General features: G+C 38.9%; 19 protein-coding genes. 3 read left to right on the forward strand and 16 right to left on the reverse strand.

All coding sequences use genetic code 11. The features are described from left to right. Positions 1-22 precede the first annotated feature (22 nt). From HW279_RS10855 to HW279_RS00165, 5 genes are all read right to left on the reverse strand, one after another. The gene (locus HW279_RS10855) at positions 23-2,179 is read right to left on the reverse strand and encodes an FG-GAP repeat domain-containing protein (protein WP_218975863.1); all 2,157 of its coding nucleotides are present in this window, start codon (positions 2,177-2,179) and stop codon (positions 23-25) included. 115 nt (positions 2,180-2,294) lie between these two features. Continuing rightward, on the reverse strand, positions 2,295-2,741 hold the full coding sequence (locus tag HW279_RS00150) for a T9SS type A sorting domain-containing protein (RefSeq protein ID WP_041546880.1): 447 nt from the start codon (positions 2,739-2,741) through the stop codon (positions 2,295-2,297). Positions 2,742-3,279: 538 nt separating this feature from the next. Then, positions 3,280-3,951 carry a GTP cyclohydrolase I FolE gene (gene folE / locus HW279_RS00155; protein ID WP_002672777.1) on the reverse strand — a complete coding sequence of 224 codons (672 nt, stop codon included), beginning with the start codon at positions 3,949-3,951 and terminating at the stop codon, positions 3,280-3,282. A 37-nt stretch (positions 3,952-3,988) separates the two neighbouring features. Next, positions 3,989-6,442, reverse strand: a complete 2,454-nt coding sequence (gene lon, locus HW279_RS00160) for an endopeptidase La (protein ID WP_178957508.1) — start codon at positions 6,440-6,442, stop codon at positions 3,989-3,991. 797 nt (positions 6,443-7,239) lie between these two features. Continuing rightward, positions 7,240-8,502, reverse strand: coding sequence for an acetyl-CoA hydrolase/transferase family protein (locus tag HW279_RS00165; RefSeq protein ID WP_178957509.1), 1,263 nt, complete (start codon positions 8,500-8,502; stop codon positions 7,240-7,242). A 114-nt stretch (positions 8,503-8,616) separates the two neighbouring features. Here HW279_RS00165 and HW279_RS00170 point away from each other — a divergent pair, with 114 nt between their 5' ends. Then, entirely contained in the window at positions 8,617-9,027 is a 411-nt protein-coding gene (locus HW279_RS00170) for a BrxA/BrxB family bacilliredoxin (protein WP_009410210.1), read from the forward strand. Between the two features lie 58 nt (positions 9,028-9,085). Here the strand turns inward: HW279_RS00170 and HW279_RS00175 are convergent, their stop codons facing one another. The 5 genes from HW279_RS00175 to HW279_RS00195 all read right to left on the reverse strand — a co-directional run bounded on the left by HW279_RS00175 (position 9,086) and on the right by HW279_RS00195 (position 14,305). After that, complete coding sequence (locus tag HW279_RS00175; protein ID WP_178957510.1) at positions 9,086-10,237, reverse strand: serine hydrolase domain-containing protein; 1,152 nt, start codon at positions 10,235-10,237, stop codon at positions 9,086-9,088. A 16-nt stretch (positions 10,238-10,253) separates the two neighbouring features. After that, positions 10,254-11,129 carry a succinate--CoA ligase subunit alpha gene (gene sucD / locus HW279_RS00180; protein WP_002672787.1) on the reverse strand — a complete coding sequence of 292 codons (876 nt, stop codon included), beginning with the start codon at positions 11,127-11,129 and terminating at the stop codon, positions 10,254-10,256. 213 nt (positions 11,130-11,342) lie between these two features. Continuing rightward, positions 11,343-12,959, reverse strand: a complete 1,617-nt coding sequence (locus HW279_RS00185; RefSeq protein WP_178957511.1) for a pyruvate dehydrogenase complex dihydrolipoamide acetyltransferase — start codon at positions 12,957-12,959, stop codon at positions 11,343-11,345. 35 nt (positions 12,960-12,994) lie between these two features. Then, positions 12,995-13,993 (reverse strand): pyruvate dehydrogenase (acetyl-transferring) E1 component subunit alpha, encoded by a 999-nt coding sequence (gene pdhA, locus HW279_RS00190; RefSeq protein ID WP_178957512.1) that lies wholly within the window; start codon positions 13,991-13,993, stop codon positions 12,995-12,997. A 66-nt stretch (positions 13,994-14,059) separates the two neighbouring features. After that, positions 14,060-14,305 (reverse strand): hypothetical protein, encoded by a 246-nt coding sequence (locus HW279_RS00195; protein ID WP_178957513.1) that lies wholly within the window; start codon positions 14,303-14,305, stop codon positions 14,060-14,062. Positions 14,306-14,637: 332 nt separating this feature from the next. On the opposite strand from HW279_RS00195, the gene HW279_RS00200 reads away from it, so the two are divergent. Next, complete coding sequence (locus tag HW279_RS00200; protein ID WP_178957514.1) at positions 14,638-16,977, forward strand: beta-N-acetylhexosaminidase; 2,340 nt, start codon at positions 14,638-14,640, stop codon at positions 16,975-16,977. A 57-nt stretch (positions 16,978-17,034) separates the two neighbouring features. Here the strand turns inward: HW279_RS00200 and HW279_RS00205 are convergent, their stop codons facing one another. From HW279_RS00205 to HW279_RS00230, 6 genes are read right to left on the reverse strand one after another with little or no spacing between them, the layout of a single operon-like run. Then, positions 17,035-17,979, reverse strand: coding sequence for a GSCFA domain-containing protein (locus HW279_RS00205; protein ID WP_178957515.1), 945 nt, complete (start codon positions 17,977-17,979; stop codon positions 17,035-17,037). A 13-nt stretch (positions 17,980-17,992) separates the two neighbouring features. Next, complete coding sequence (locus tag HW279_RS00210; RefSeq protein ID WP_178957516.1) at positions 17,993-18,517, reverse strand: methylated-DNA--[protein]-cysteine S-methyltransferase; 525 nt, start codon at positions 18,515-18,517, stop codon at positions 17,993-17,995. Beyond that, entirely contained in the window at positions 18,474-21,269 is a 2,796-nt protein-coding gene (locus HW279_RS00215; RefSeq protein WP_178957517.1) for an AsmA family protein, read from the reverse strand. The genes HW279_RS00210 and HW279_RS00215 overlap by 44 nt, the downstream gene beginning before the upstream one ends. 24 nt (positions 21,270-21,293) lie before the next feature. Continuing rightward, positions 21,294-21,713: a type II 3-dehydroquinate dehydratase gene (aroQ, locus tag HW279_RS00220; protein WP_178957518.1), complete on the reverse strand. Its 420-nt coding sequence runs from the start codon at positions 21,711-21,713 to the stop codon at positions 21,294-21,296. 7 nt (positions 21,714-21,720) lie between these two features. Continuing rightward, a complete protein-coding gene (locus tag HW279_RS00225; RefSeq protein WP_128091880.1) occupies positions 21,721-22,440 on the reverse strand; it encodes a head GIN domain-containing protein in 720 nt (239 codons plus the stop codon). Positions 22,441-22,449: 9 nt separating this feature from the next. Then, entirely contained in the window at positions 22,450-23,487 is a 1,038-nt protein-coding gene (locus HW279_RS00230; protein WP_178957519.1) for a glycosyltransferase family 9 protein, read from the reverse strand. A gap of 310 nt (positions 23,488-23,797) precedes the next feature. Between HW279_RS00230 and HW279_RS00235 the strand changes: the two genes are divergently transcribed. Beyond that, on the forward strand, positions 23,798-25,057 hold the full coding sequence (locus HW279_RS00235) for a M64 family metallopeptidase (protein ID WP_178957520.1): 1,260 nt from the start codon (positions 23,798-23,800) through the stop codon (positions 25,055-25,057). Positions 25,058-25,125: the final 68 nt, after the last annotated feature.

Genomic DNA, 25,125 nt, shown 5'->3' on the forward strand with positions numbered 1-25,125 from the left:
TTTTGTTGATTCGTATATAATGTTATGGAACGATCATTGTCAAAGAACCCCCATAATCTTGGTCAAGTTCTGAATAATACTCTACAATATCCGTTTTTCCATCATTATTAATATCTATTGGAATGTAAGTATAATTATAATGGAGTAAGTATTTTCCTCTATTTATAGTAATTGATTTCCTAAAAGTTATACCAATATCTTTGACAGTAGATTCAAAAAAATCTCCCTTCCCTTTATTATAAAGTATTTCAAAAACAGAACTTTCATCAGCTGTAGGAAGTAAAAAATCTATTTTACCATCTCCATTAAAATCACCCATTATAGGGCGTTGTGTATCTGTAAAAATATTAGTACTTCTATGTTTATATAATAACTGCAACTGATAAGAATCATTCATTTCATATACAAAAATACCCCCTTTCACTATGAAAATAAGATCTGTTTTCCCATTCCCATTTGTATCCGCAGTCCATACTAAATCACTTTTGGGAATATATAACTGCCCTACTCGCTTGATATAATCATTTTTTGTTTTATCTATATCAATCCAATATATCCCTCCCATTACCTCATCATAATTACAAGTACAAAGGGGGCCATCCCATCCGGGTTTTCTTTCTATACGAGAAGTACATAACTTAATAGGGTGTTCAATTACTATTATATCTGTAAGTCCATCTCCATTAAAATCACCTGATACAATTTTGTTCTCCTTATTTATAAGATCTTTCTTCGTAGGAGGAATATTAGGGCGCAAACGATTAAAATTATCACAAAATTGTTCTTCATTCCAATAAGTTGGAAGTTCCCATTCTTTTGAAAATAGAAAAGATATTTTCTTTTCCTCTTTCTTATATCTATAAATTTTGAAAATTACTTTATCCAATGTTTGCTGTGTAGTTATAAAGTCTTGTCCATTATGTAATGAACCACTTTCTGTGAGCAACTGTGCTGGAAAAAGTTCTCCAAATTGAGGAATATAAGCTTCCTGTCCATTTATAGTAGTGTTATTTTTTCTAAAATCATCAAAGAAGAAAAGTTTTTTATAAGCATCAGTACCCGTGGTGTGATAAGTGATAAAATCAGAGTAATTATCCCCATTAAGATCTAAAGTTACAACATTCCATGTTGTATTGATAATATTTTCTAAATTAGTAGTGTTATAACTCGAAGAAATCTCTGGAAAATCTTTACTTGAAACAGTATAGACAAACGCTAAAGGGGCATATTTCTCTCCATTTAAACTTTCTGTTATAAAAGCTAGGCGATCATAGTGTAAACTAGTAGTATTATATTTAAGTTCATAGTTTCTATAAGGAATATTATTATCAGTTACATTAATAGTTGATAATATTTTTCCATTTATAAATTTTAGACCTCCTACGTATGCTACTTCAGGACGTGTACGGTCGTCATAATTAAATTCAATCTTTGCATTATTACCGTATTCAATATGCTTAATACGAAGATAATTATTTTCTATTGTATAAAAATATTCTATCCTTACCCCTTGCGCATTCTCCCAAGAACTTATCGCATACTCCATAGGTGATTGGCTATTGTTTTCCTTGCCATAATACGCCTTAGAGCCATCAGGGTAAAGTACCTCAAAGTAATCAGGACCAAAAGCTGCGTTCTTGCTCTTGCCCACTGCCTTAATACGTACTTGCGAGAAAGTTTCAGTCTGGTACACCGCTCCACTCTCGCCGTGCTTGCCTTCTTTCAGTATCAATCGCTGTCCGTCCAAAGCAAACTGGTCTGTTTCCGTAAGGTTTACTTCGGTAATTTTACCATTGTGATACATCGTGCTTCCTACTCTGCTTATCACCGAAAGCCCCGCTAAGTGCCAACCGTAACCTGCAATGCCGTTACCACTCTGGCTGTTGTAGGTCAGTGCCAAGGTAGGAGCAACGCCCTTAATCCCTTGAGGCACCGCAATAGGCACGGTATACACTGCAGCTCCTGTGCCTGATACACTCAGTTCACCCGTAGTCAAGCCCACAGTATTACCTCCGCCATCTCGTGCTGCTATATTCCCCGAAGGAAGTGCCGTTTCAGTAGGAGGGTCAACAGGCTCTGCGTAAAATGAAGTGCGTTCAATAGCCTGCAAAGGATAACTCTCTTGAGCTACACTGCCAAGAGTATAACAAACAGATAGTAATAATAACAACTTTTTCATATGTCTAATCGTTTATAACTTAATATTAACCATTAATCATTAATCATTAACCATTAATCATTAACCATTAATCATTAACCATTAATCATTAACCATTAATCATTAACCATTAATATCATTGTTTCACCACCTTAAATACCTTCCTACTGCCGTCAGAAAACGTAGCTACCAAAAAGTAATACCCCACCGACCAAGTCGATACATTGATGTGAAAAGGCTCATTCGCAGGAATTTGATCTGTCCTATACATCATCTTGCCGTCTACCGAAAACACAACAAGTTGCGTCAGCACTCCATTTTCACTGTGATGCCAATACACCGCCAAGTTATCAGTTACAGGGTTAGGGGCTCCTTGCAGAGTAATTTTAGAAGAATTATCAGTCTCTGAAGATTTCAAAGCCTCAGGCAGTTCGTCAAAGAGCTCCTCATCGGTAGCGTCGTCTTTGCCGTTGAGGCACAAAAGCGCACTGCGCTGGTTACCCGCGCTGTCGTACTGAAAACAGTACTCTTTTTGAGCATAGATACTAAGGGTACCTAAAAAGAAGATAAGATACTTTAGCATTGTCCAACAGGTTTTGGTTATATGACCGCAAAGGTCAGAACTATTTTTGAATAATGCAAGTTTTTTTACGTTTTTTTTCACTTTGCATTCTAATAGTAACGTTTCCCCTAATATATTAATCCTTTTGGCTATCTCACCTCCAAAGATTCTCAACATCTCTCCGAGCCTCTCCTAGAACTCCAAGCAAACCCATACCCTCATTTCCCCATTTGCTCATTTTCCCATTTCCTCATTTCCCCATTTCCTCATTTCCCCATTTCCTCATTTCCCCATTTCCTCATTTCCCCATTTCCTCATTTCCTCATTTCCTAATTCTCTAATTTCCTCATTTCCAAATTCTCTAATTTTCCCCGCCCGTGCGGATCGCACCTAAAATCTTTATTCATAAAAAATACCCCTAAAAGTATCTAAACTTTTAGGGGTATTATATTTTTTTAATTAACATCTGCTCAATATAACAAATATTATTTTCTATTACCTGCCGTGCTACAGCGTTCTGAGGCACAACATCACCTCCTTACATCAAACTTACATTAGTTTAATGGAATCTCGTGTCTAATTTTATATATTCTAAGAACTCCTTTCTTACCTCAGGGTCTTTAAATTTACCACCAAACTCAGCAGTAACCGTACTGCTATCAATATCTTCTATACCGCGAGAGTTCACACATAGGTGTTTGGCATCTATAATACAAGCCACATCTTCGGTACCGAGAGCGCGTTGCATCTCTTGTACTATTTGCATCGTAAGGCGTTCCTGCACTTGTGGACGTTTCGCATAGTACTCTACAATACGATTCATCTTCGAAAGCCCTAACACTTTACCGTTAGAAATATAGCCCACGTGAGCACGCCCCACAATAGGTAACAAGTGGTGTTCACAAGTGGAATACACTACAATATTCTTCTCTACCAACATCTCACCATAATGGTAAGAGTTCTCGAAAGTAGACATCGAAGGTTTGTGCTCTGGTAATAAACCTCCAAAAATCTCTTTTACAAACATCTTAGCTACACGTCTGGGAGTGCCTTTCAAACTATCATCGGTTAAATCCATTCCCAAAGTATGCAAAATGGCACGTACGTGAGTTTCTATTTCTGCTATCTTTTCGGTTTCACTCATCTGAAAAGCATCTGCTCTAAGTGGTGTAACTGCCGAAGTTGCTATATGGTTATCTCCTAATATATCTTCTTCTTGATTCTTATTCATTGTTCTTTATCTTATGAAAGTGCAAAAGTACTAATTATTACTCAAAGGTTAAAACTTTTTTGTGCTTTACATCTTGGTTGGTAATTGCCAAACGTATCACTTCTTCCATATCCGTTACATAATGAAAAGTAAGTCCTTTAAGGTATTCTTGTTTGATTTCCAAGATGTCTTTCTCGTTGTCTTTGCACAAAATATATTCTTTAATACCTGCGCGTTTCCCTGCCAAAATCTTCTCTTTGAGTCCACCTACCGGTAGTACCTTTCCACGCAAAGTAATCTCTCCGGTCATTGCCAAGTGTTTTTTCACTCTCTTTTGAGTAAAGAGCGACATTAGTGAGGTAAGCATCGCAATACCCGCACTCGGACCATCTTTAGGGGTTGCCCCTTCGGGTACGTGTATATGCACATCGTAACTATCAAAGAGTTTCACATTGAGGTTATAGTGTTCAGCATTGGCTTTTAGGTATTCCAAAGCAATAGTAGCCGATTCTTTCATCACCTGACCTAAATTACCCGTGATATTAAGCACCCCCTTACCTTTCGATAAGGCAGATTCTATAAACAGAATATCTCCTCCTACACTCGTCCACGCCAATCCAGTAACTACGCCAGCTACCTCGTTATCTTCGTATTTATCGCGTTCTAAGCGGGCAGGTCCCAATATTTTTTCTATGGTCTCTATGGTAAGTTTAGGGTCATAGGCTTCTTCCATTGCTAAGTTTTTAGCTCCGTAGCGCACTACTTTCGCTATTTCTTTTTCCAAAGCGCGTACCCCCGATTCGCGAGTATAACCTTCCACAATACGTTCTATTTCCTTTTTGCCCAATTGCAAGTCGGTAGTTTTCATACCGTGTTCTTTGAGTTGCTTAGGTAATAAGTGGCGTTTAGCTATCTCGGTCTTTTCCTCTATGGTATAACCCGTTACGTTGATGAGTTCCATACGGTCTAGCAAAGCAGGCTGAACGGTCGAAAGGTCGTTCGCAGTAGCGATAAACATCACCTTAGAAAGGTCGTAACCCATCTCGAGGAAGTTGTCGTAAAACTCCTTGTTTTGTTCAGGGTCGAGCACTTCTAGCATAGCCGAAGAAGGATCGCCTTGGTAACTATTGTTTCCTAATTTATCTATCTCATCTAATACAAATACAGGATTAGAAGTCTTAGCTTTTTTAAGTTGTTGCAAAATACGCCCCGGCATCGCCCCGATATAGGTTTTGCGGTGACCGCGTATCTCTGCCTCATCGTGCAAACCTCCTAACGACATACGCACGTACTCACGGCTCAACGCTTTGGCAATAGAGCGCCCTAAGGAGGTCTTCCCTACCCCAGGAGGTCCATAAAAGCACAAGATAGGCGACTTCATATCATTGCGCAGTTTGAGTACCGCCAAATACTCTATAATACGGCGTTTCACCTCTTCTAATCCGTAGTGTTCCTTATCGAGAATTTTCTGAGCGCGTTTTAGGTCAAAGTTGTCTTTAGAATACTCATTCCAAGGCAATTCCAATAATACTTCTAAGTAATTACGCTGAATGCCATAATCTGGACTATTAGGATTGGTACGTTGCAATTTGCTCAGTTCCTTTTCAAAGAGCTCTTTTATCTTGTCGTCCCATTTCTTGGTTTTAGCTTTCTTTTTCAGCTCTTCCATCTCTTGCTCGTACGACACGCCTCCTAATTCTTCCTGAATGGTGCGCATCTGCTGGTGCAAGAAGTATTCACGCTGTTGCTGGTCGATATCAATACGCGTTTTCGACTGTACTTCGTTACGCAAGGTAAGGCGTTGCAAGTCGATATTCAAATATTTTAAGATAGCCGTAGCGCGCTCTTTTAGTTCGTCAATTTCCAATACGCCTTGCTTTTCCAAAACGGTAGCATTCATATTGGACGATATAAAGTTAATCAGGAACGATGTGCTCTCTATATTCCTAATAGCAAAAGCCGCTTCCGAAGGGATATTCGGATTTTCTTGTACAATCTTGATAGAGAGGTCTTTCACAGCTTCAATAGTCGCTTCAAACTCCTTATCGTTCGCATCGGGTTTCACATCCGGCATCTCTTTTATCATCGCTTTGATATACGGCTTTTCTTCTACAATACTCTCTATTTCGAAGCGCTTTTTACCCTGAATGATAATAGTTACATTGCCGTCGGGCATTTTCAACACTCTGAGAATACGGGCTACCGTACCAAAACGGAAGAGGTCTTTGCCCTCAGGTATTTCGGTCTTCTCGTCTAATTGAGCTACAACACCAATGGTCTTAGTAGTAGCATATGCCTCGTTGATAAGGTGAATAGACGCATCTCTCCCCGCACTGATAGGCACTACTACTCCTGGAAATAGCACAGTGTTTTTCAAGGGAAGAATAGGTAACACGTGTGGTATGCGTTCGCGTTCTATCTCTTCTTCGTCTTCCAAAGTAAGAAGCGGAATGAACTCTGTATCTTCGTCTATATGTTCAGCCAAAAGGCTGTCAAAATTTCCTATATTCATATTTAGATCGTTACTATATGCCATTTTGTCAGTAGTTGCTTGTCTATATAAATATTCTCATTATATCTATACAGTTTAAAATCAATTTCTTATATACTACAAAATGTACATTGCTTCCTATGTATTACAATAGGTGTGCCATAAAAATTGCCTCCTTCTTACTTTCTTCTTTACTCCGTTTTTACCGTCACACTGTCACGTCCTAAGATTCTACACCACCCCATTTTCTCATTTTCAAATTTGCTAATTCTCTAATTTCTCTCCCCCTTTTCCGTCCCTACATTCCCACTTTTCCGTCGCTCTCTACTCGTCACTACACCCCCTCTCCTTGGGAGAAGTCTCCGAATAGGAGAGTATGTGAACGGGGTGAGGATTCCTTTTCTTTCGCCTCGAAACTCCGTTTTTAACATTTTTTGCATTGTTGTATGATATTATGAATCAACTATTTATACACCCTTTCTATACCAATCGTCCAAGATTCGTATAAGCTTCCTATAAGCTCTCTATAAGCTAACCCACCCATCTAATAGCCTTTTTTCATCAAAATTCCTCTTAACCTTCTTCCGAATCTCTCCGTTTTCTTCCGAAAGTTCAGAACCTCTCTAAGATTCTCCGAAAACTCCAACTGACCTCTCTCCCCTTTTCACAAGGCGTAGCCTTGATTTTGTTTAAAATTTGTTTAATTTCTGAGGCACAGCCTCATTCCTCTAACTCAAGCTCGCGTCTCATTTCCTCATTTTCCAATTCTCTCATTTTCCAATTCTCTAATTACCCCCGCCTGTACGGCTCGTACTACCCTACTTCATCATAAAACTCCTCTCTAAGTTTTCACGGTGGTTAGGGTGCGCTATCGCAATCAATGCCTTAGCCCTTTCACATAAATTCTTGCCAAAGAGCTCAGCCACACCATATTCAGTAACGATATACTGTACGTGAGCACGAGTGGTTACCACACCTGCCCCTTGTTTGAGAAAAGGCACAATCTTGCTCTCTCCTTTGTTTGTGGTCGAAGGAAACGCAATGATTGATTTACCTCCTTCACTAAGCATTGCACCTCTTACAAAGTCTATCTGTCCGCCAAATCCTGAATAAATAGTCGTTCCAATAGAATCAGCACACACCTGCCCCGTAAGATCCACCTCTATTGCTGAATTGATAGATATCATTTTCGGGTTCTGACGTATCACTGACACCTCATTAGTGTACGAAGCTTCAGCTATTTCCACTGATGGATTTTTGTCAATAAAATCATACAACTCTTTTGTACCCATCACAAACGAAGCTATAATCTTGCCTTTGTCTATCTTCTTTTCATAACCATTAATCACGCCCTTTTTCACCAAATCAAGCACTCCTTCTGTGAGCAGTTCTGTATGAATACCTAAGTTTTTTAGGTGTCCCATCTCTCCCAAAGTAGCATTAGGAATGTTACCAATACCCAATTGCAATGTACTACCGTCCTCAATAAGAGGTACAATATGTCGGGCTATTTGTTTTTCAATAGTATCAGGTTCTGTAAGATGCAATGAGAAGATAGGAGCATCGTGTTCTACTAAGAAGTCTATTTCATCAATATGTAGAAGGGCATCACCGTAAGTACGAGGCATTTGCTTGTTTACTTTTGCAATCACATATTTTGCATTGCGTATCGCCGATTTACAAGCCTCTACACTCACGCCCATAGAACAAAAACCAAACTTATCAGGAGGCGATACTTGTATAAGCACTACATCCACTTTAACGTGCTTCCTATCAAATAATAAAGGCATATCACTTAAAAAAATAGGGGTATAGGAACCATTCCCATTTTTTATAATATCTCGCACATTCCTTGATAGAAAAAAAGAATTTACATAAAAGCTATCCTTGTATTTAGGGTCAGCATAAGGAGCGTCTCCCTCAATGTGAATGTGCCCTATACTTACATTGCGTAGTTCTGATGCACGCTCTACAAGAGCATCTACAAGTATTTCAGGTACAGCAGCGCCTCCGTGAATATAAACAAAGTCACCACTCTTTACAACCTTTAAGGCTTCTTGAGCAGTCGTAATTTTTGCCATTTAAAATAATATTAGTTAATGGCTCAAAAGTACTACATTAAATCCAATTGGCAAAATAATTAGTAATATAATTTTTTTTAGTACCTTTGTCCCCAATTTTAAAAACGAAGTATTATGTATCCACCTGAATTGGTAAAACCAATGATAGAAGAACTAACAGCGGTTGGTTTTGAAGAATTAAAAACAGCTGAGGCTGTAAGAGAAGCATTGAAAAGAGCAGGTACTACCCTCGTAGTAGTAAACTCTGTATGCGGTTGTGCTGCCCGTAATGCGCGCCCTGCAGTAATCTACAGCTTGCAAAACGCTAAGAAACCCGACCATCTTACCACTGTTTTTGCTGGGGTCGATAGAGAGGCTACTGAAGAAGCTCGTAACTTTATGCTTCCTTTTCCTCCCTCCTCTCCTAGTATAGCTCTGTTTAAAGATGGTGAATTAGTGCATATGTTGGAACGCCATCACATCGAAGGTAGAATGGCTGAAGCTATCGCTGAAAATCTCCAACAAGCCTATAATGAATTTTGTTAATCAATTTTTATTTCCAAAAAATCCTTTTGTGATACCAAAGATATCACAAAAGGATTTTTTAATACTGATTAGGAATACGCTCTGCCCCTTCAATAATAAAGTCGGTTAAGCGTTGTAAGTAGATATTAATTTGCGGGTCAGTTACATTAAACAGCAATACAATTACCACTTGCTCATTTGGGTATACTGATAGCCAACCGTAACCTCCCACTCCCATTCCTGTGTGACCAAAATAATCACGTCCATTCCAGTCTCGTTGGTTTTGCCAACCTATACCATAACTCACCTCAGTATCATCAAAAGTACATTGCTTTTTTAACATCTCGTTTTCTATAGGCTGAGAAAGAAAATTATGGCGCTCTATAGCAATTCCCATTTTAGCAATATCGTTAGAAGTAGAAAGAAAGCCTCCTCCTGCCAGCTTAAAGTAGTTATTCACATCAGGAGCTTTGATGAGTCCTCCTTTTTTAGACCTTGAATAAGGTGTAGCCTCATCTTTAATTATTTTCCCTCTATCAGGGAAAGTGCGCCACATATTCAAAGGCTTAAACACTTCCTCTTTAGCCACATTCTCAAACTTCTCATTCAAACACTTTTCTATAGCCAATGAAATCAAATTTATACCGTAGCTACTATACAAAAACTTTGTTCCTGGTGCCGACTGTAATATGTCATCTTTAAATAAATTCACTCCCTGTTCAATACTGTAAGCTTTATTTAAAGTATATTCATTAGCCCTATAAGTGCGTATGCCTGCTAAGTGTCCTGCAAGTTGTTTCACGGTAAAATCAAAAGGCTTTTGCGGGTAATCAGGTATATATTCATAAATTGAAGTATTCCAGTCAAACTTCTTTTGTTCTTGCAGTCTAGCCAATACCATTCCTGTAATAGCTTTCGACATACTCGCTACCCTAAATAGCGTATTCTTAGGGTCAATAGTTGTCTTTTTAGTAATATCAGCATATCCATAACCTCTTTGCCATATTATTTTTCCTTGTTTGGCTACAGTTACAGAGGCTCCTGGTATAATTTGTTCTTGTATTAGGTATTGTAATATTTTCTCAGCTTCAGTACGTGCATCGTCAAACGAGATTACTTCAGAAGGATTTCTTTTAAATACATCTACATCTTGAAGCTTCTTTTGTGCAAATAATGAATTAAAAAATGAAATAATAGTGCTAAACAAAACAATAAGTATTAGTTTTTTCATAAATTATTAACAAATGCTATTTTTTCATTATTTCAGCTACCTTCTCCCCTATTTTAGCAGGCGAATCTACTACGTGAACACCACATTCGCGTAAAATACGTTTTTTAGCTTCAGCAGTATCATCAGCACCTCCTACTATAGCCCCGGCGTGTCCCATTGTTCTTCCTTTGGGAGCTGTTTCACCTGCTATAAAACTAACCACAGGCTTTTTATTGCCATTGGCTTTTATCCATCGGGCTGCTTCTGGCTCTAACTGTCCTCCTATTTCACCTATCATCACAATACAATGAGTCTCTGGGTCATTCATCAATAATTCTACAGCCTCCTTAGTAGTAGTACCAATAATAGGGTCTCCTCCAATACCAATAGCTGTGGTAATCCCTAATCCTTGCCTTACAATTTGGTCAGCTGCCTCATAGGTAAGTGTCCCTGATTTCGAAACTATCCCCACGTGTCCTTTCTTAAAGATAAAACCTGGCATAATGCCTACTTTTGCTTCTTCAGGCGTAATCACTCCCGGACAGTTAGGACCTACCAAACGGCAATCTCTATTCTTTATGTAGGCTGCTACTTTCACCATATCAGCTACCGGAATCCCTTCTGTAATAGTAATAATTACTTTTATCCCTGCATCAGCAGCTTCCATAATAGCATCAGCAGCAAAAGCGGGTGGCACAAAAATAATAGATACATCAGCTCCTGTTGCCTTCACAGCATCGGCTACCGTATTAAACACTGGCTTTCCTAAATGTGTTTGACCTCCTTTATTAGGGGTAATTCCTCCTACCACATTAGTGCCGTATGCAATCATTTGTTCAGCGTGAAAAGTACCTTCGCTTCCTGTGAAACCTTGTACTATTACTTTTGAATTCTTATTAACTAATACACTCATTGCAATTATTTTTTTGTTTTCTTATAGCAAAGATAAATAAAACTTCTATACTTTCAAAATCTTTCGTAAAGAAATCGATTATTATTTTACCTTCTTCTTTTTATTACATTAATTATCAATCTATTGCATTATTACTTTTTTCATCTATTCCTATAACAAAAAAGGGCTACCCTCATAGGCAACCCTTTTGTAATATGCTGTCCTCAACACTCGTTATGCGAGCATTGTTACAGGATTCTCAATATAAGCTTTGAGTGTTTGTAAGAATTGAGCTCCAGTAGCCCCGTCGATAGTACGGTGGTCGCAAGCAAGAGTTACTTGCATAGTGTGACCTACTACTATTTGTCCGTTTTTCACTACAGGTTTCTCAACAATAGCTCCTACTGAAAGAATAGCAGAGTTAGGCTGATTGATGATAGAAGTAAATACATCTACCCCAAACATACCCAAGTTAGACACGGTGAAAGTGCTTCCTTCCATTTCGGCAGGAGTAAGTTTCTTGTTGCGTGCCTTACCAGCCAAGTCTTTTACCAAGGCGCCTATTTGAGTAAGCGTTAAAGTATCTGTAAACTTGATAACAGGCACTACCAAGCCATCTTCAATAGCTACAGCCACCCCTACATTCACGTGTTTGTTGTAAAGGGTTGTATCACCTTTCCAAGAAGTATTTACTTGAGGGTGTTTTTTAAGTGCCATTGCGCAGGCTTTCACTACCATATCGTTGAAAGATATTTTGGTGTCTGGCAAATTGTTGATTTGAGCGCGAGATTCCATCGCGTTATCCATATCAATTTCTATTGCCAAATAGTAGTGAGGTGCAGTGAATTTAGATTCTGCCAAACGTTTCGCAATCGTTTTGCGCATTTGTGAGTTTTTCACCTCTTCTGTTACTTCCACTCCCACAGGAATTACAGTTGGGATAGCTGCGCTAGCGGTTGCAGGTGTAGCCGTAGTAGCCGTAGCAACCTTAGCACTTGGTGTAAAGTTTTCTACGTCTTTCTTCACAATACGTCCGTTTTCACCTGTTCCTTTCACCTCAGTAAGGTTAATACCTTTATCTTGTGCTATTTTCTTAGCCAAAGGAGAAGCAAATACGCGGTCATTTGCATTAGCTACTGAAGTAGTAGCTGGTGTGGCTGTTTCAGCCGGTTTGCTTTCAGCCTTAGGAGTTGCAGGAGCCGAAGTTGAAGCTCCCCCAGCTTTTACGGCTGCCAAAACTGCGTTTACATCAGTCCCCGCAGGACCTATAATCGCCAATAATGAATCTACTGCTGCACTTTCTCCTTCTTTTAAACCTATATACAATAAAGTACCTGCATAGAATGATTCAAACTCCATTGTAGCCTTATCGGTTTCAATTTCAGCTAAGATATCACCTTCTTTTACAGTATCACCTACCTTTTTGAGCCAAGAAGCCACAGTACCTTCCGTCATTGTATCACTGAGTCGAGGCATTGTTACCACTTCTACTCCTGCTGGTATAGTAGCACCAGCAACAGGAGCCGTAGTTACCTCAGCAACAGGTTTTGCTTCTTCAGCTTTAGGAGTCGATGCTTGAGCTCCTCCAGCTATAAGTGCCGAAATATCTTCACCCTCTTTACCTATGATAGCCAATAAGGTATCTACTTTAGCACTTTCTCCTTCTTTTAAACCTATATACAATAAGGTTCCTGTATGGAATGATTCAAATTCCATCGTAGCTTTATCCGTCTCGATTTCTGCTAAGATATCGCCTTCATTTACTTTATCGCCTACTTTTTTAAGCCACTTTGCTACAACACCCTCTTCCATAGTGTCGCTCAAGCGTGGCATAGTAATAATTTCTGCCATTTATGTTGTTATATTTAATTAGTGTTTCCTTTTTATTATAATCTACTGGGCAAGAAAGGGTAATTTTCTTGGTCGTAAACCACATCATACATAATATGTGTTTCTGGATAAGGTGATTCTTCTGCAAATTTCTCACACTCAGCCACACGTTCTTTCACACGTTCGTCGATAGCTTCTAACTCAGCATCGGTAGCATATTTCTTCTCTTTGATAACCGCAAGTACATTGGTGATTGGGTCTTGTTTTTTGTACTCTTCCACCTCTTCTTTAGTACGGTAATGTTGCGCATCCGACATTGAGTGTCCACGATAACGATAAGTACGAATGTCAAGCAAAGTCGGTCCTTCTCCACGGCGAGCGCGTTCTACTGCTTCATACACCGCTTCGGCTACTGTTTCAGGGTGCATACCATCTACGGGTTGGCAAGGCATTTGGTAACCCAACCCGAGCTTCCAAATATCCACGTGGTTAGCAGTTCTTTCCACCGATGTACCCATTGCGTAATGATTGTTTTCTACAATAAAAACCACAGGCAATTTCCACAACATAGCCAAGTTCATTGTTTCGTGGAAAGCCCCTTGACGCACCGCACCATCACCCATAAAGGTAAGTGTAACTGCCTCTCTATTGAAGTACTTATCAGCGAAAGCCAAACCAGCCCCCAATGCAATCTGTCCTCCTACGATACCGTGACCACCATAGAAGTGGTGTTCTTTCGAAAAGATGTGCATAGAGCCTCCTAATCCAAGAGAAGTACCTGTACCTTTACCGTACAATTCAGCCATAATACGTTTAGGGTCTACACCCAAACCTATGGGATGTACGTGGCAACGGTAAGAAGTAATCATTTTGTCTTTGGTAGGGTCAATAGCGTGCAAACAACCTGCAGCCACCGCTTCTTGACCGTTGTATAGGTGCAAGAACCCCCTTACTTTTTGTTGAATATAAACTGCAGCGAGTTTATCTTCAAATTTCCTCCAAAAAAGCATATCCTCGTACCATTTTAGGTACACTTCTTTATCAAATTTTTTCATTGGTTTTTTGATGTATATAAAAGTCTATTAGTATTCTTACAATAGTATATTTTCTATTATGTTCCGCTATGAGTCCCTCTTAAATTGACTCTTCCTTCGTCTTTTCTTTATCTGCCCGTGCGGCTCGCACCGTCTTTTGTTCGTCTTTTGTTCGTCTTTCCTTCGTCTTTCCTTCGTCCTTTGTTCGCCTTTCCTTCGTCTTTTGTTCGTCCTTCCTTCGTCTTTTGTTCGTCCTTCCTTCGTCTTTTGTTCGTCCTTCCTTCGTCTTTTGTTCGTCTTTCCTTTATCTGCCTGTGTGGCTCGCACCGTCATTTGTCCGTCTTAGCTTCAAATAGCCTTCGATTTTCAAACTTATTCCCTTCTTATAAAAACTTTTTACACTTCATTTCTCATTTGCTAATTCTCAAATTTGCTAATTTGCTAATTACGACTGCCCTTGTGGCTCGCACCGTCATTAATTTGGTATTATTGGCATTTTTGGCATTATGGTATTAAACTTTTCAGCTTTTACCTCTTAGCTTTCTGAGCAGTTTTAAATCACTTTCTAAAAATATTTGCAAAGGTGCAAAAAAAATATCACCTAACCAAAAAATATTCAAAAAAAATTTTATACCTTTGTCCCATTAATTCAAATTTTAAATATAATGAAGATAAAATTAACTTCCGCACTTTTGTTATTGATAACGATTATTTCGTGTAAATCAACTACAAACAATCAAGGAGAGAGTACTACTAATTATGAGGTAATTCCACTACCCGAAATGATTACCACTCCCCAAGCTGATGCCGATAAACCTTTCGTACTTACGGCTGATACCAAAATCACCTATCCAGAAGGTGATGCTTCTTTACAGCAGTACGCTGGATTCTTGCAAGAGTATATCAAAAAACAAGCAGGAATTGAAGTGAATATCGCTCCTAATCAAAACAATGAGACCAACACTATTGCCTTGTTGCAAAATTACCAAAACAACAACAAAGAGGCTTACCAAGTAGTGGTGAATGCCAAGAACATTACTGTAAATGGAGCTTCTAAAGCGGGTACTTTCTATGGAGTACAACTCTTGAGAAAATCCATTCCGGTACAAAAAGTAGGCAAAGTCATCTTCCCTGCCAAAGAAATAACCGATAAACCCTATTTCGCTTATCGTGGTGCACATTTAGATAGTGCCCGTCACTTTTTTAATGCCGACTCTGTGCGCATTTATATCGATATGTTAGCACTCCACAATATCAATAAATTCCACTGGCATCTCACCGATGATCAAGGTTGGCGTTTTGAATCTAAAAAATACCCCGAACTTACTGTGGTAGGAAGCACTCGTAGCCAAACTATGGTAAACAAACAGTGGGACACCTTCGATGGTAAACCTCACGGAGGCTTCTATACTCAGCAAGAAATGAAAGACATTGTAAAATATGCCGCCGACCGCAATATTACCGTTATTCCTGAGATAGACCTCCCAGGTCATATGGTTGCTGCTTTGGCTACTTATCCACAATTAGGCTGTACAGGAGGCCCTTATAAAGTAAGAGAAACTTGGGGCATAGCCGAAGATGTACTTTGTGCTGGCAACCCCGAAACTTATGATTTCATTAAAAATATATTAGAAGAAGTAACTGAAGTATTCCCTTCAGAATATATCCATATAGGAGGTGACGAATGTCCTAAAGATAGCTGGAAGAAATGTCCTAAATGCCAAGCTAAGATAAAAGAGTTAGGTATTAAAGGTGATGCTAAACACACAGCCGAAGAATACTTACAAAGTCACATAATTACATTCGCCGAAGATGTATTAGCTAAAAAAGGTCGCAAAATCATTGGTTGGGACGAAATCCTTGAAGGAGGTTTAGCTCCTAATGCTACTGTAATGTCTTGGAGAGGTATCGGGGGCGCTATAGAAGCAGCCAAGTCTAATCACGATGCTATTATGACCCCTGTTTCTTATTGCTACTTCGATTATTATCAAACAGATAAAACCGATAAAGAACCTCTTGCTATTGGTGGTTATGTACCAGTAGAACGCGTTTACTCTTTCAATCCTTACCCCGATGCACTTAATAAAGAGCAACAAAAACACATCTTAGGAGTACAAGCCAATGTTTGGACAGAGTATATCAAGACTTTCAAACACGTACAATATATGGTATTGCCTCGTTTTGCAGCCTTAGCCGAAGTACAATGGGAAGACCCTGCAAAACCTAAAGACTACAATCAGTTTTTACAACGCTTAATGCGCTTACTTCCTATCTACCAGTTAGAAGGTTATAACTATGCTAAACACATATTCGATCTTCGTGCCGAAGTAAAACCTGAGGTAGGTGATATACAAGTAACACTCTCTTGTTTACAAGACACTCCTATCTATTACACTACCGATGGGAGTGAACCTACTAAAAGTTCTAACGTGTATAAAGAACCTTTAAAACTCACTCAAGATACACATCTAAAAGCTAAAGTATTCGGTCAGGAAACCGAAAGTAGCTTCGAACAACAGTTCCTTTTCAACAAAGCAACCGTACGCCCTATTGAGTTCCTCAGTAAACCTAGTCAAAACTATACTTTTGGGGGCGCTATTACCTTAGTTGATGGTAGAAAAGGGGGTACTAATTCACGCTCTGGAGAATGGTTAGGTTTTAGTGAAGCACCTTGTGAAGTGGTGATTACCCTAAAAGAAAACACTCCTGTAAAAGAAGTGCGCTTCAATGCTTTTATTGAAACAGGTGATTGGATTTACCCTCCAACCAGCTTTGAAGTATGGGGTTCTAAGGACGGTAAAAGCTATAATTTACTCGCTAAAGAAAACTATGCGCTTCCTAATAAAGCTCTCAAAGAAATAAAAACTTACTCTCTTTCTTTCCCTGAAAAAGAAGTAACCTATCTAAAAGTGAAGATAAATGGAGTAAACAAAATTCCTGCTTTCCATCAAGGAGCAGCTGGTAAACCTGGCTTCCTCTTCATCGATGAAATTCAAGTATTGTAATAGGCTTACATAACAATAAACAAAAAGCTATCTAATAGTTCTTATTAGATAGCTTTTTTATATCTCAATATGAGGGTATTTCTTTTTAAAAATCTCTATTTTCTGTCGTAATTGTATTTGAAACTGCTGATAACTCTCTGTTTTAGGGTTAAACGGATGATGTTGCAACCCTTTCTGTATGGCATCTATTTGTTTCATATCTGCCTGAGTAGCCTTATCTATATAGGTTTCTACTAAGCGTTCCCAAATATAGTCTATAGCCATTTCCGATGGGTGTACCATATCATTAGCGTAAAAGCGGTAATCGCGAAGTTCATCTAAAAGCAACTCATAGGCTGGAAAATAAATGCACTCCTCTGATGAAAGTACCGAATAAAGTGCTACCAACAAATGTGCTTTGCTCACTTGGTTTTCTAAAAAACCATCTTTCAAGTGTCGTACAGGCGAAATAGTAAAAACACATTGCAAGTCCTTATTCACCTTCTTCAACAGTGTTATAATATGGGTAAGGCTCTCCCCTATCTCTTCTACTGATAATAGTCGTTTTGAGAAGTGTTGTTGAGGCACTTTATGACAATTCGCCACTATCTTATCAGTACTGTTATAGATGTATACCCAAGCTGTACCAAGAGTGATAAAACAGAAATCGGCTTTTTGTAATGTGTTATAAAGTGCTGTTTGTTGTATATTGGCAAGATGAACAGCTTCCTCTAAGCTCGGTTTACTCATATCCGAATGAAAGTCGAAACTGTGCCAAAGTTCATTGTGCAAAAAGAAATCTTCATCCTCATAAGGAGTGTGTTCTATTCCTCTGTTAAGCACATTTTCAATAGCTAAGGGGTGAAAGAGTATCCCAAAAGGGTTTACCGTAACAGGAATTTTATAATAACTAAACTTCTGCGCCATATTCACAGCAAAGCAAGAACCTATACTCAGTATCTGTGAGTGATAAGTAATGCTTTTAGTAGTCTTGGGTATGGGCACAATAGTTCTAAATTCCATAACGATAAAATAATTAAACGTTACTCCTTTCTAAATCCAACAAAAATTGCTTCCTCTCGATTCCACTAGCATAGCCTGTAAGTGTCCCGTCTGAACCTATAACACGATGACAAGGAATAACGATTGAAATACGGTTTTTCCCATTGGCATTAGCAACCGCTCTCACACCTTTCGTATTCCCCACAGCCGTAGCCTGTTCTTTATACGAACGCACTTCCCCATACGGAATAGTTTGTAACACTTTCCATACTTCCTCTTGAAAAGAAGTCCCCACCAAAGCCAGTGGCAAACTAAACTCTTTACGCTTTTTGGCAAAGTACTCTTTCAATTGTTTCTCCAACTCCGATAACAACAAACTATCCTCATCTACTTGTGTTGCCCCGTAATGCTTTACGAGTATTTCTTGGTCTTTAAGCCAGTTTTTACTATCAACAAAGTCAAGCATACAAATTGCCTCATCAGTAGCTATGGCAAGCATCTCACCTATGGGGGTGTTAATTCTCTTTTTGTATAGTTTCACCATTTTGTTCTTCTTCATTGATAGCTTCTGTGTTATTAGGGTCGTATTCCGTTTCTTCTAAATCTTTAGACCTTTTGCCTAAACCTATTTTAGGGTTTTCTTGTGTTCCCGTTACTTTTATAGGAATTCCAATAATCCCCAAGGGTGGTAAGCCCAAACGCATCTTAAAGTTCAACCTACCGTCAAAGCTACTCTGCCCTTCTATACGTAGTCTAAACCCTGAAACCCTAAACTTAAACCGCTCTACCGTGATAAGATTATTCTTTATACTACTCTTGATGTCAATAGTCGAAAGATTAGCATCTCTCAGTCCGTCTGTCCCTGTTCTATCACTGATAACATTAAAAAGCTTAAACCCTTTTAGTTGCACGTTCTTCACCGATAGCACTCCTCCTCCTTTTATTGAAGGATAAATAGGTGACATCTCATCATTCAGCTTCCCTTCTACGGCGTAATCCAATGAAATAATACCTTTGGCGTCTTTTGCCATTGCCACCATTTCTCTGAACATCTTCACTTCTTTGTAGGCTCTTTGCACGTCAAAGTCTTTGGCTTTAATCTTAAAACTAAAATTAGCACGTTTAGGTGTTTCATCTGCGTATTTAGCTTTTATTTGTGTAGAAACTCCTATAATATTAAAACTGACGTTTTGCAGAGCTAAGGTTCCTCTATTAAGCTGAGTATTACCTCTCAAATTGTGAATAGTAAGCCCCTGTAAAGCTACATTTTTAAGATTGGCTTTCAAGTTAAAGTTAAAGAGCTTAGGTACAATCACCACCCCCTTTTCAGTTGGAGTATCATTGGTAACCGTCGCTTCCTTCGCTTCTTTTGTTTCTTGAGCAGGGGCAGAAGTATACATAAACTCATCTACATCAAGATAGTTAGAGCTTACCGTAAAGTTTCCTTTCAGCACTTGGTTGTTTGATAGGAAGAAGTTAATAGCGTTGCTCATCTGTCCGTTCATCAAAAAGTCCGATTTCCCATAGGTGGCACGGAAGTCAGTAAAGTGCATATTGTCTTGATTGAAGCGAAAGACTCCTTGCTGAATGATAAACGGTTTAGGCAAGTATTGTGTAGTGGTTTTGATATTACGCAGTTCTATCACTCCCTTATTGTGCAAAAGATGATAACGCCCGTTAGTAGCATCGCTCTGAGTGCCTTGTAAAGTAAGGTCGGCTTTGGCATAACCTTGTAATTCCAAGCCTTTTTGTGAGAATACTTTATAAATTTTGGCTATGTCTAACTCTCCTTTGGCTTGTATATCATATCGGATATCGTCGAAATTCTCCATCGATAAATTCACCGTAAAAGGCTTTCCTTCAAACAAGAACGTCGCAGGAGACAAATTTACTGCCAAAGTTTTCATCGAGCCATCAGTGTCCTCAATATTCCCTTTGAAGTGAATATCAGTAACCGGATTAGGGTAGTAAGGCGTCTTTACATAACCATCGGAGAACTCCAAAAGCCCTTTCGTGATAGGGAACAATCGTTGTTCAGGAGCATAAGTACCCTTACTCTTCACGTTTGCCAAGAGCATTCCTTTCAGTTGGAAGTCCTTCATATCCATCAAGTGCATCACATTCTCCACATTGATGTTTGCTCTCACCTTAGCATCAATTACAGGAGGTTTTATTCCATCAAGACTTACAATGCCGGAGAAGTTCTGCTTACCTATATCAAAGTAAACCGAATCGAGCTTTACTGCCACTTTATCTACGTTTAGCGAAGGCAATCTCGTTTCTATGTTCAAGTACACATTTTCAGCCGGAGCTGGTACTCCCTCATAGCCTACATAACCATCTCTTACCTTCATTTTTAGATAAATATCGGGACTCAAATTCTGTGAGGCTATATATTGCCCTTTCATCGAAAAGAATATATCGGTCTTTCCTTTAAGGGTGGCTTTCTTATGCCATTGTGTAAATTGGGGAGGCAAAGCGGTAAAGAAGTCGTCAAGATTGCTATCCTTAGATTGTATTTCTAAGTCAATATCATACCCATTGTTTAAAAAGTTCAGCTTCCCTTTAAAATCCACAGGCAATCGGTTTATCTTTAAGTTGTTTTGCTGAAAGATAAAAGCCAATGAATTAGTATTAATCTGGGTAATTAGCTCTGCGCTTACGTGTTTGTTCTTAAAGTAGGTTTCCCCTGCAAAAAGAAAATCCAATGATTGTATTTCTGCTTTGGTACGCAAATCGAATATAGAAGCCTCTAAGCCTCCTTTTCCTAAGTAATTAAAACCATTGGCTTGAAGGTAAATCTCTGTCGATTTATCATCGTATATCAGTCGGGTATTTCTCAGCTCAATATGCTGTAAATTCACCCGTGTATCATCACTCTCCGAGGTACTTTCTTCTCCCGACGATTTGTAAACGTTATAATTAGCCTCGCCTTGTTTGTTTTCTTTTATATGCACAAAAGCATTTTTAAGGTATATCTCCTTTATGTCTATCTTATTAGAGAACAACAAATCCTTTACATCTATCCCCAAAGAAATTTGCTTTACTGCCACAAGCGTATCATTCTCATAGGGTTTAGAGCCCTTCATCAAGAAGTTATCAAGGTTAAGCGTAAGCGATGGAAAATGGGTAAAGAAAGATAACTTAGCTTTAGAAAAGTTGATTTCTCCGTTCAGATTATCATTGGCGAGCTTCTTAACTTTCTCAGTTACGTATTCAGGGTACACCATTGGAAAAATGATAATGAATGCCAATAGCAATGCTATCAGCACACCCAATATCTTTAAGCTTTTGAGGATATACTTCTTCATCAAAACAATAAAATCCTAATCCGTTTAATCTATAAAACTTTGTAGTGCCAATTCATAGCTCTTCAAGCCAAAACCTACCACTACGCCCTTCACCACTGGCGATAAAAACGACTGATGCCTAAACGTTTCACGCGTAAAAGTATTAGAAATGTGCACTTCTACTACGGGCGTTGTAATGGCTGCCACCGCATCGGCAAGGGCTATGGAAGTATGTGTATAGGCTCCTGCATTCAGTATAATGCCATCATACTCAAAACCTATATGGTGTAACTTGTCTATCAGTGCCCCTTCGTAATTACTCTGGAAATAATACAATTCAATATCTGTATATTTCCTATGTAGTTCTTTCAGGTAATCCTCAAAGGTCTGATTGCCATAAACCGAAGGCTCTCGAATGCCCAACAGGTTCAAGTTGGGTCCATTGATAATGATGATTTTCTTCATATCTATGTTATTCTTCTATTTTAATACGCCCTATCCCTTTCACACTTTTCTTAAATACAGGCGGATTTCCTTTCACAGTAATGCCTCCTGCTCCTGCGATAGAAGCATCTACCTCTTGCGTTACATAAGCCGATATACCTCCTGCTCCCGCTATGCGCAAAGTAGCTTTTTCAGCTTTAAGCTCATCAGCATCTACATCGCCAGCACCTTTCACGTATATACTTAGGTTTTTGGTTTCTCCTGCAATGTCTATACCTCCTGCTCCAGCCACTTGTAAATCAAGTGAAGTAGCTGTTACCGATGCTTCAAGGTCACCACTACCCTCTAATTTTACTAACAAAGAACCCACTTGCAATTTCTTTTCTGTAGATATATCCACAGCCCCTTTCCCTATTACTCTCTTTAAACGTGTGTCGATAGGTACGTACACAGTAATAGAGGTTTTAAGTGAGTATTTCCTATCAATGCTTATATAAAGCACATTGTTGGAGACTTTGGTCTCTAAATACGAAAGTACCTCTTTCTGTCCTTTCACTTTTATTTTGCCTACCTCTCCTTCTGTAAGCACAAGGTTATAAGCTCCCGAAACTTCTATAGCGTCATAATTCGCTACTTTTCTGTTTTCGGTGATAACTTCTTTGTCTTTTTCTGTCTTCTTTTGGCTGTATCCTATGCCAACAACTAATGTTACAAGGATAAATGTAATAAATCTTTTCATATATTTCATCTGTTTTAATTATTTCTCTTCTGTTAAGTCACTTAGTATAGCTTCTGTCTTCGCTATAATCTCTTCAATCGTAATAGTCTCTATGGCTTTCTCATAACCTTTGGGGTATTTCTTCCCATATACCGAAGTAGGAATGAGTGGATACTGCTCTCTATCTGCCAAAAGAGCATTCTCCTTAGGCTGCAAATAAGGATAAAACCCCGCATAAGGGTGTGTCACTCCCCATAAGGTAAGCGTCGGAATTCCATACATCGCCGATAGGTGCGCATTCCCACTGTCCATTGCTATCATTATATCTAAGTGCGAAATGAGCTCCAACTCTTGTTTAAACGAGAGTTTCCCTACCATATTTTCAGCATTAGCTAAGTTTATTTTGCTCACCTGTTCTTCCTCTTCTTTTCCTCCTCCAAAGATGTAAATCTTGCCACTGTCATATCGTTGAGAAAGTGCCGTTATCACCTCGCACATCTTTTCAAATGGATACTGTTTACCTATGTACGACGCAAACGGAGCAACCCCTATACGCACTCCTTCACACAGCAATTTCTGTACCGTTTCACTCGGTTCTTCTGGCGGTAAAATATATGGTTCACTTAGGTCAATCGGGAAACCCAAAGAAGCAAACACATCTGCATACCGCTCATACGAAGGCTTTAAAGGCTCAAACACTTTACACTTATAGCTGGTAAGTGCTCTCTTTTCTCTACGCCCTTTGTCCATTTGCTTGAAAGGTATTTTGCTACCCTTAAAATAGAATTTCAGTACATTAGTGCGCAACACATTGTGAATGTCTGCCACACCGTCAATTCCCTTCGCCATCAATTCCTTATACAGTTTGTACAGTCCCGATAAACCACTGTGTTTCCCGTTAATTTCAGGAGTGAATACCTCCAAGTTAGGAATATGTGAAAACATCGGTGCAAATAACGGTCGCGTGAGGTAAGTGATTTTTACATCGGGATATTGCTCCGAAAAAGCTGTTACAACCGGCACACTAATGGCTACATCTCCCATCGCCGACATTCTAAAAATAGCTAAATGTTCCATTTTGTTTTGGTATTTAAAGTTTTATTAGTACCTTTGGCTTCTCAATAGAAAAGATACCTTTGATAAAGTTGTTTTTGCTAATTCATTTAGTGAAAACAGAATATTATTCTATCTTATCTTCGATTTATAGATAAGTAAGGTTCAAAATTGGTTCATTATGCCTTCGTCTATCTTCCAAGATTCGTATAAGCTTTGTATAAGGTACCTATAAGATAGTATATTTTTCTGTATGGTATCCCCCTTCTCTCTTGCCTTATTATTGAGATTGAAAATTGTTAATGGATATGCAAATGTAGTAAAATTTTATAATATGAAACACTTATTTTTAGTTTTTTTTATAGTACAGTCTGCTTTCGCTCAAAATAGTACCGTTTTCGATTGCTCCCGGAGCCTTAGAATCGACTTTAATCTATTAGCCAATGCCCAACGTATAGAGGTAATTTTTCAACAGCTCAAAAGTGAACCTCATTGGGGAGGCTCGCATACTCACCTTGTTTTTCCGAACTTAGGAAACCTGCGCCTTCAACTATTCGACGGCGAAACTCTTGTCTTCTCAAAAGGCTTCAACTCCCTCGCCGATGAGTGGATGGAAATTGAAGAAGCCAAGACTGAAAAACGACTCTTTTATCACGCTATGCAAATTCCTTTTCCTAAAAAGAAACTGTCTCTGCACATCGATAAACGAAACCGTGAAGGCGTTTTCGAAACTATTGCTTCTCGTGAGATTGACCCCAACGACTATTTTATAAAAGAAGAAAAGACCGTTGCCTTCCCTGTGAAGAAAATACTGTATAATGGTGAGGCTTCCAAAAAAGTAGATATAGCCATCTTAGCAGAAGGATACACCCAAGCCGAAACCGATAAATTCTATGCCGATGCGCAACGTATGACCGATTATATGTTCACCATTTCCCCTTTCGATAAGCTCAAAAACAATTTCAATGTATATGCCATAGCCGTACCTTCTCAAGAAAGTGGCACCGATGTACCTGGAAAGAACATTTTTAAAAACACTGCATTTAACTCTTCGTTCTACACTTTCAATCAAGAACGCTACCTCACCACCAACAGTATTTGTGAAATAGCCGATGCTGCCTCAGTAGTCCCTTACGACCAACTCTATATCTTAGTAAATACTGAAACTTATGGTGGCGGTGGTTTCTACAATCACCTAAATTTAGGTACTGCTGATAACGACCTTTCTGAAAAGGTATACATACACGAGTTCGGACACGGTTTTGTAGGTCTCGCCGATGAATATTACTACGATTGGGATCCCACTTTTCAAGAGATGTACAATACTAAAATTGAACCTTGGGAAGAAAACATTACCTCATTGGTGAATTTTGAGAGCAAATGGAAGGATATGGTAAAAAAGAAGACTCCTATCCCTACCCCTCGCACTCCTAAATATAAAAATGTTGTAGGTGCTTTCGAAGGAGGAGGTTACACCAGTAAAGGCATTTACAGTCCTGCACAAGACTGCCGTATGAAATCTAACGAACCAAAAGGCTTCTGCCCCGTGTGTGAACGTGCTATTCGTAAAATAGTAGACTTTTACACAAAATAAAGAGGAAGCCATAAAACACACTCTCAATGCTCAGCCTCTTGATATATAAATAAAAAAGACGCACTAAG

Origin of the sequence: Capnocytophaga sp. oral taxon 903 (assembly GCF_013394785.1) — a bacterium.
GTDB classification, from domain to species: domain Bacteria; phylum Bacteroidota; class Bacteroidia; order Flavobacteriales; family Flavobacteriaceae; genus Capnocytophaga; species Capnocytophaga ochracea.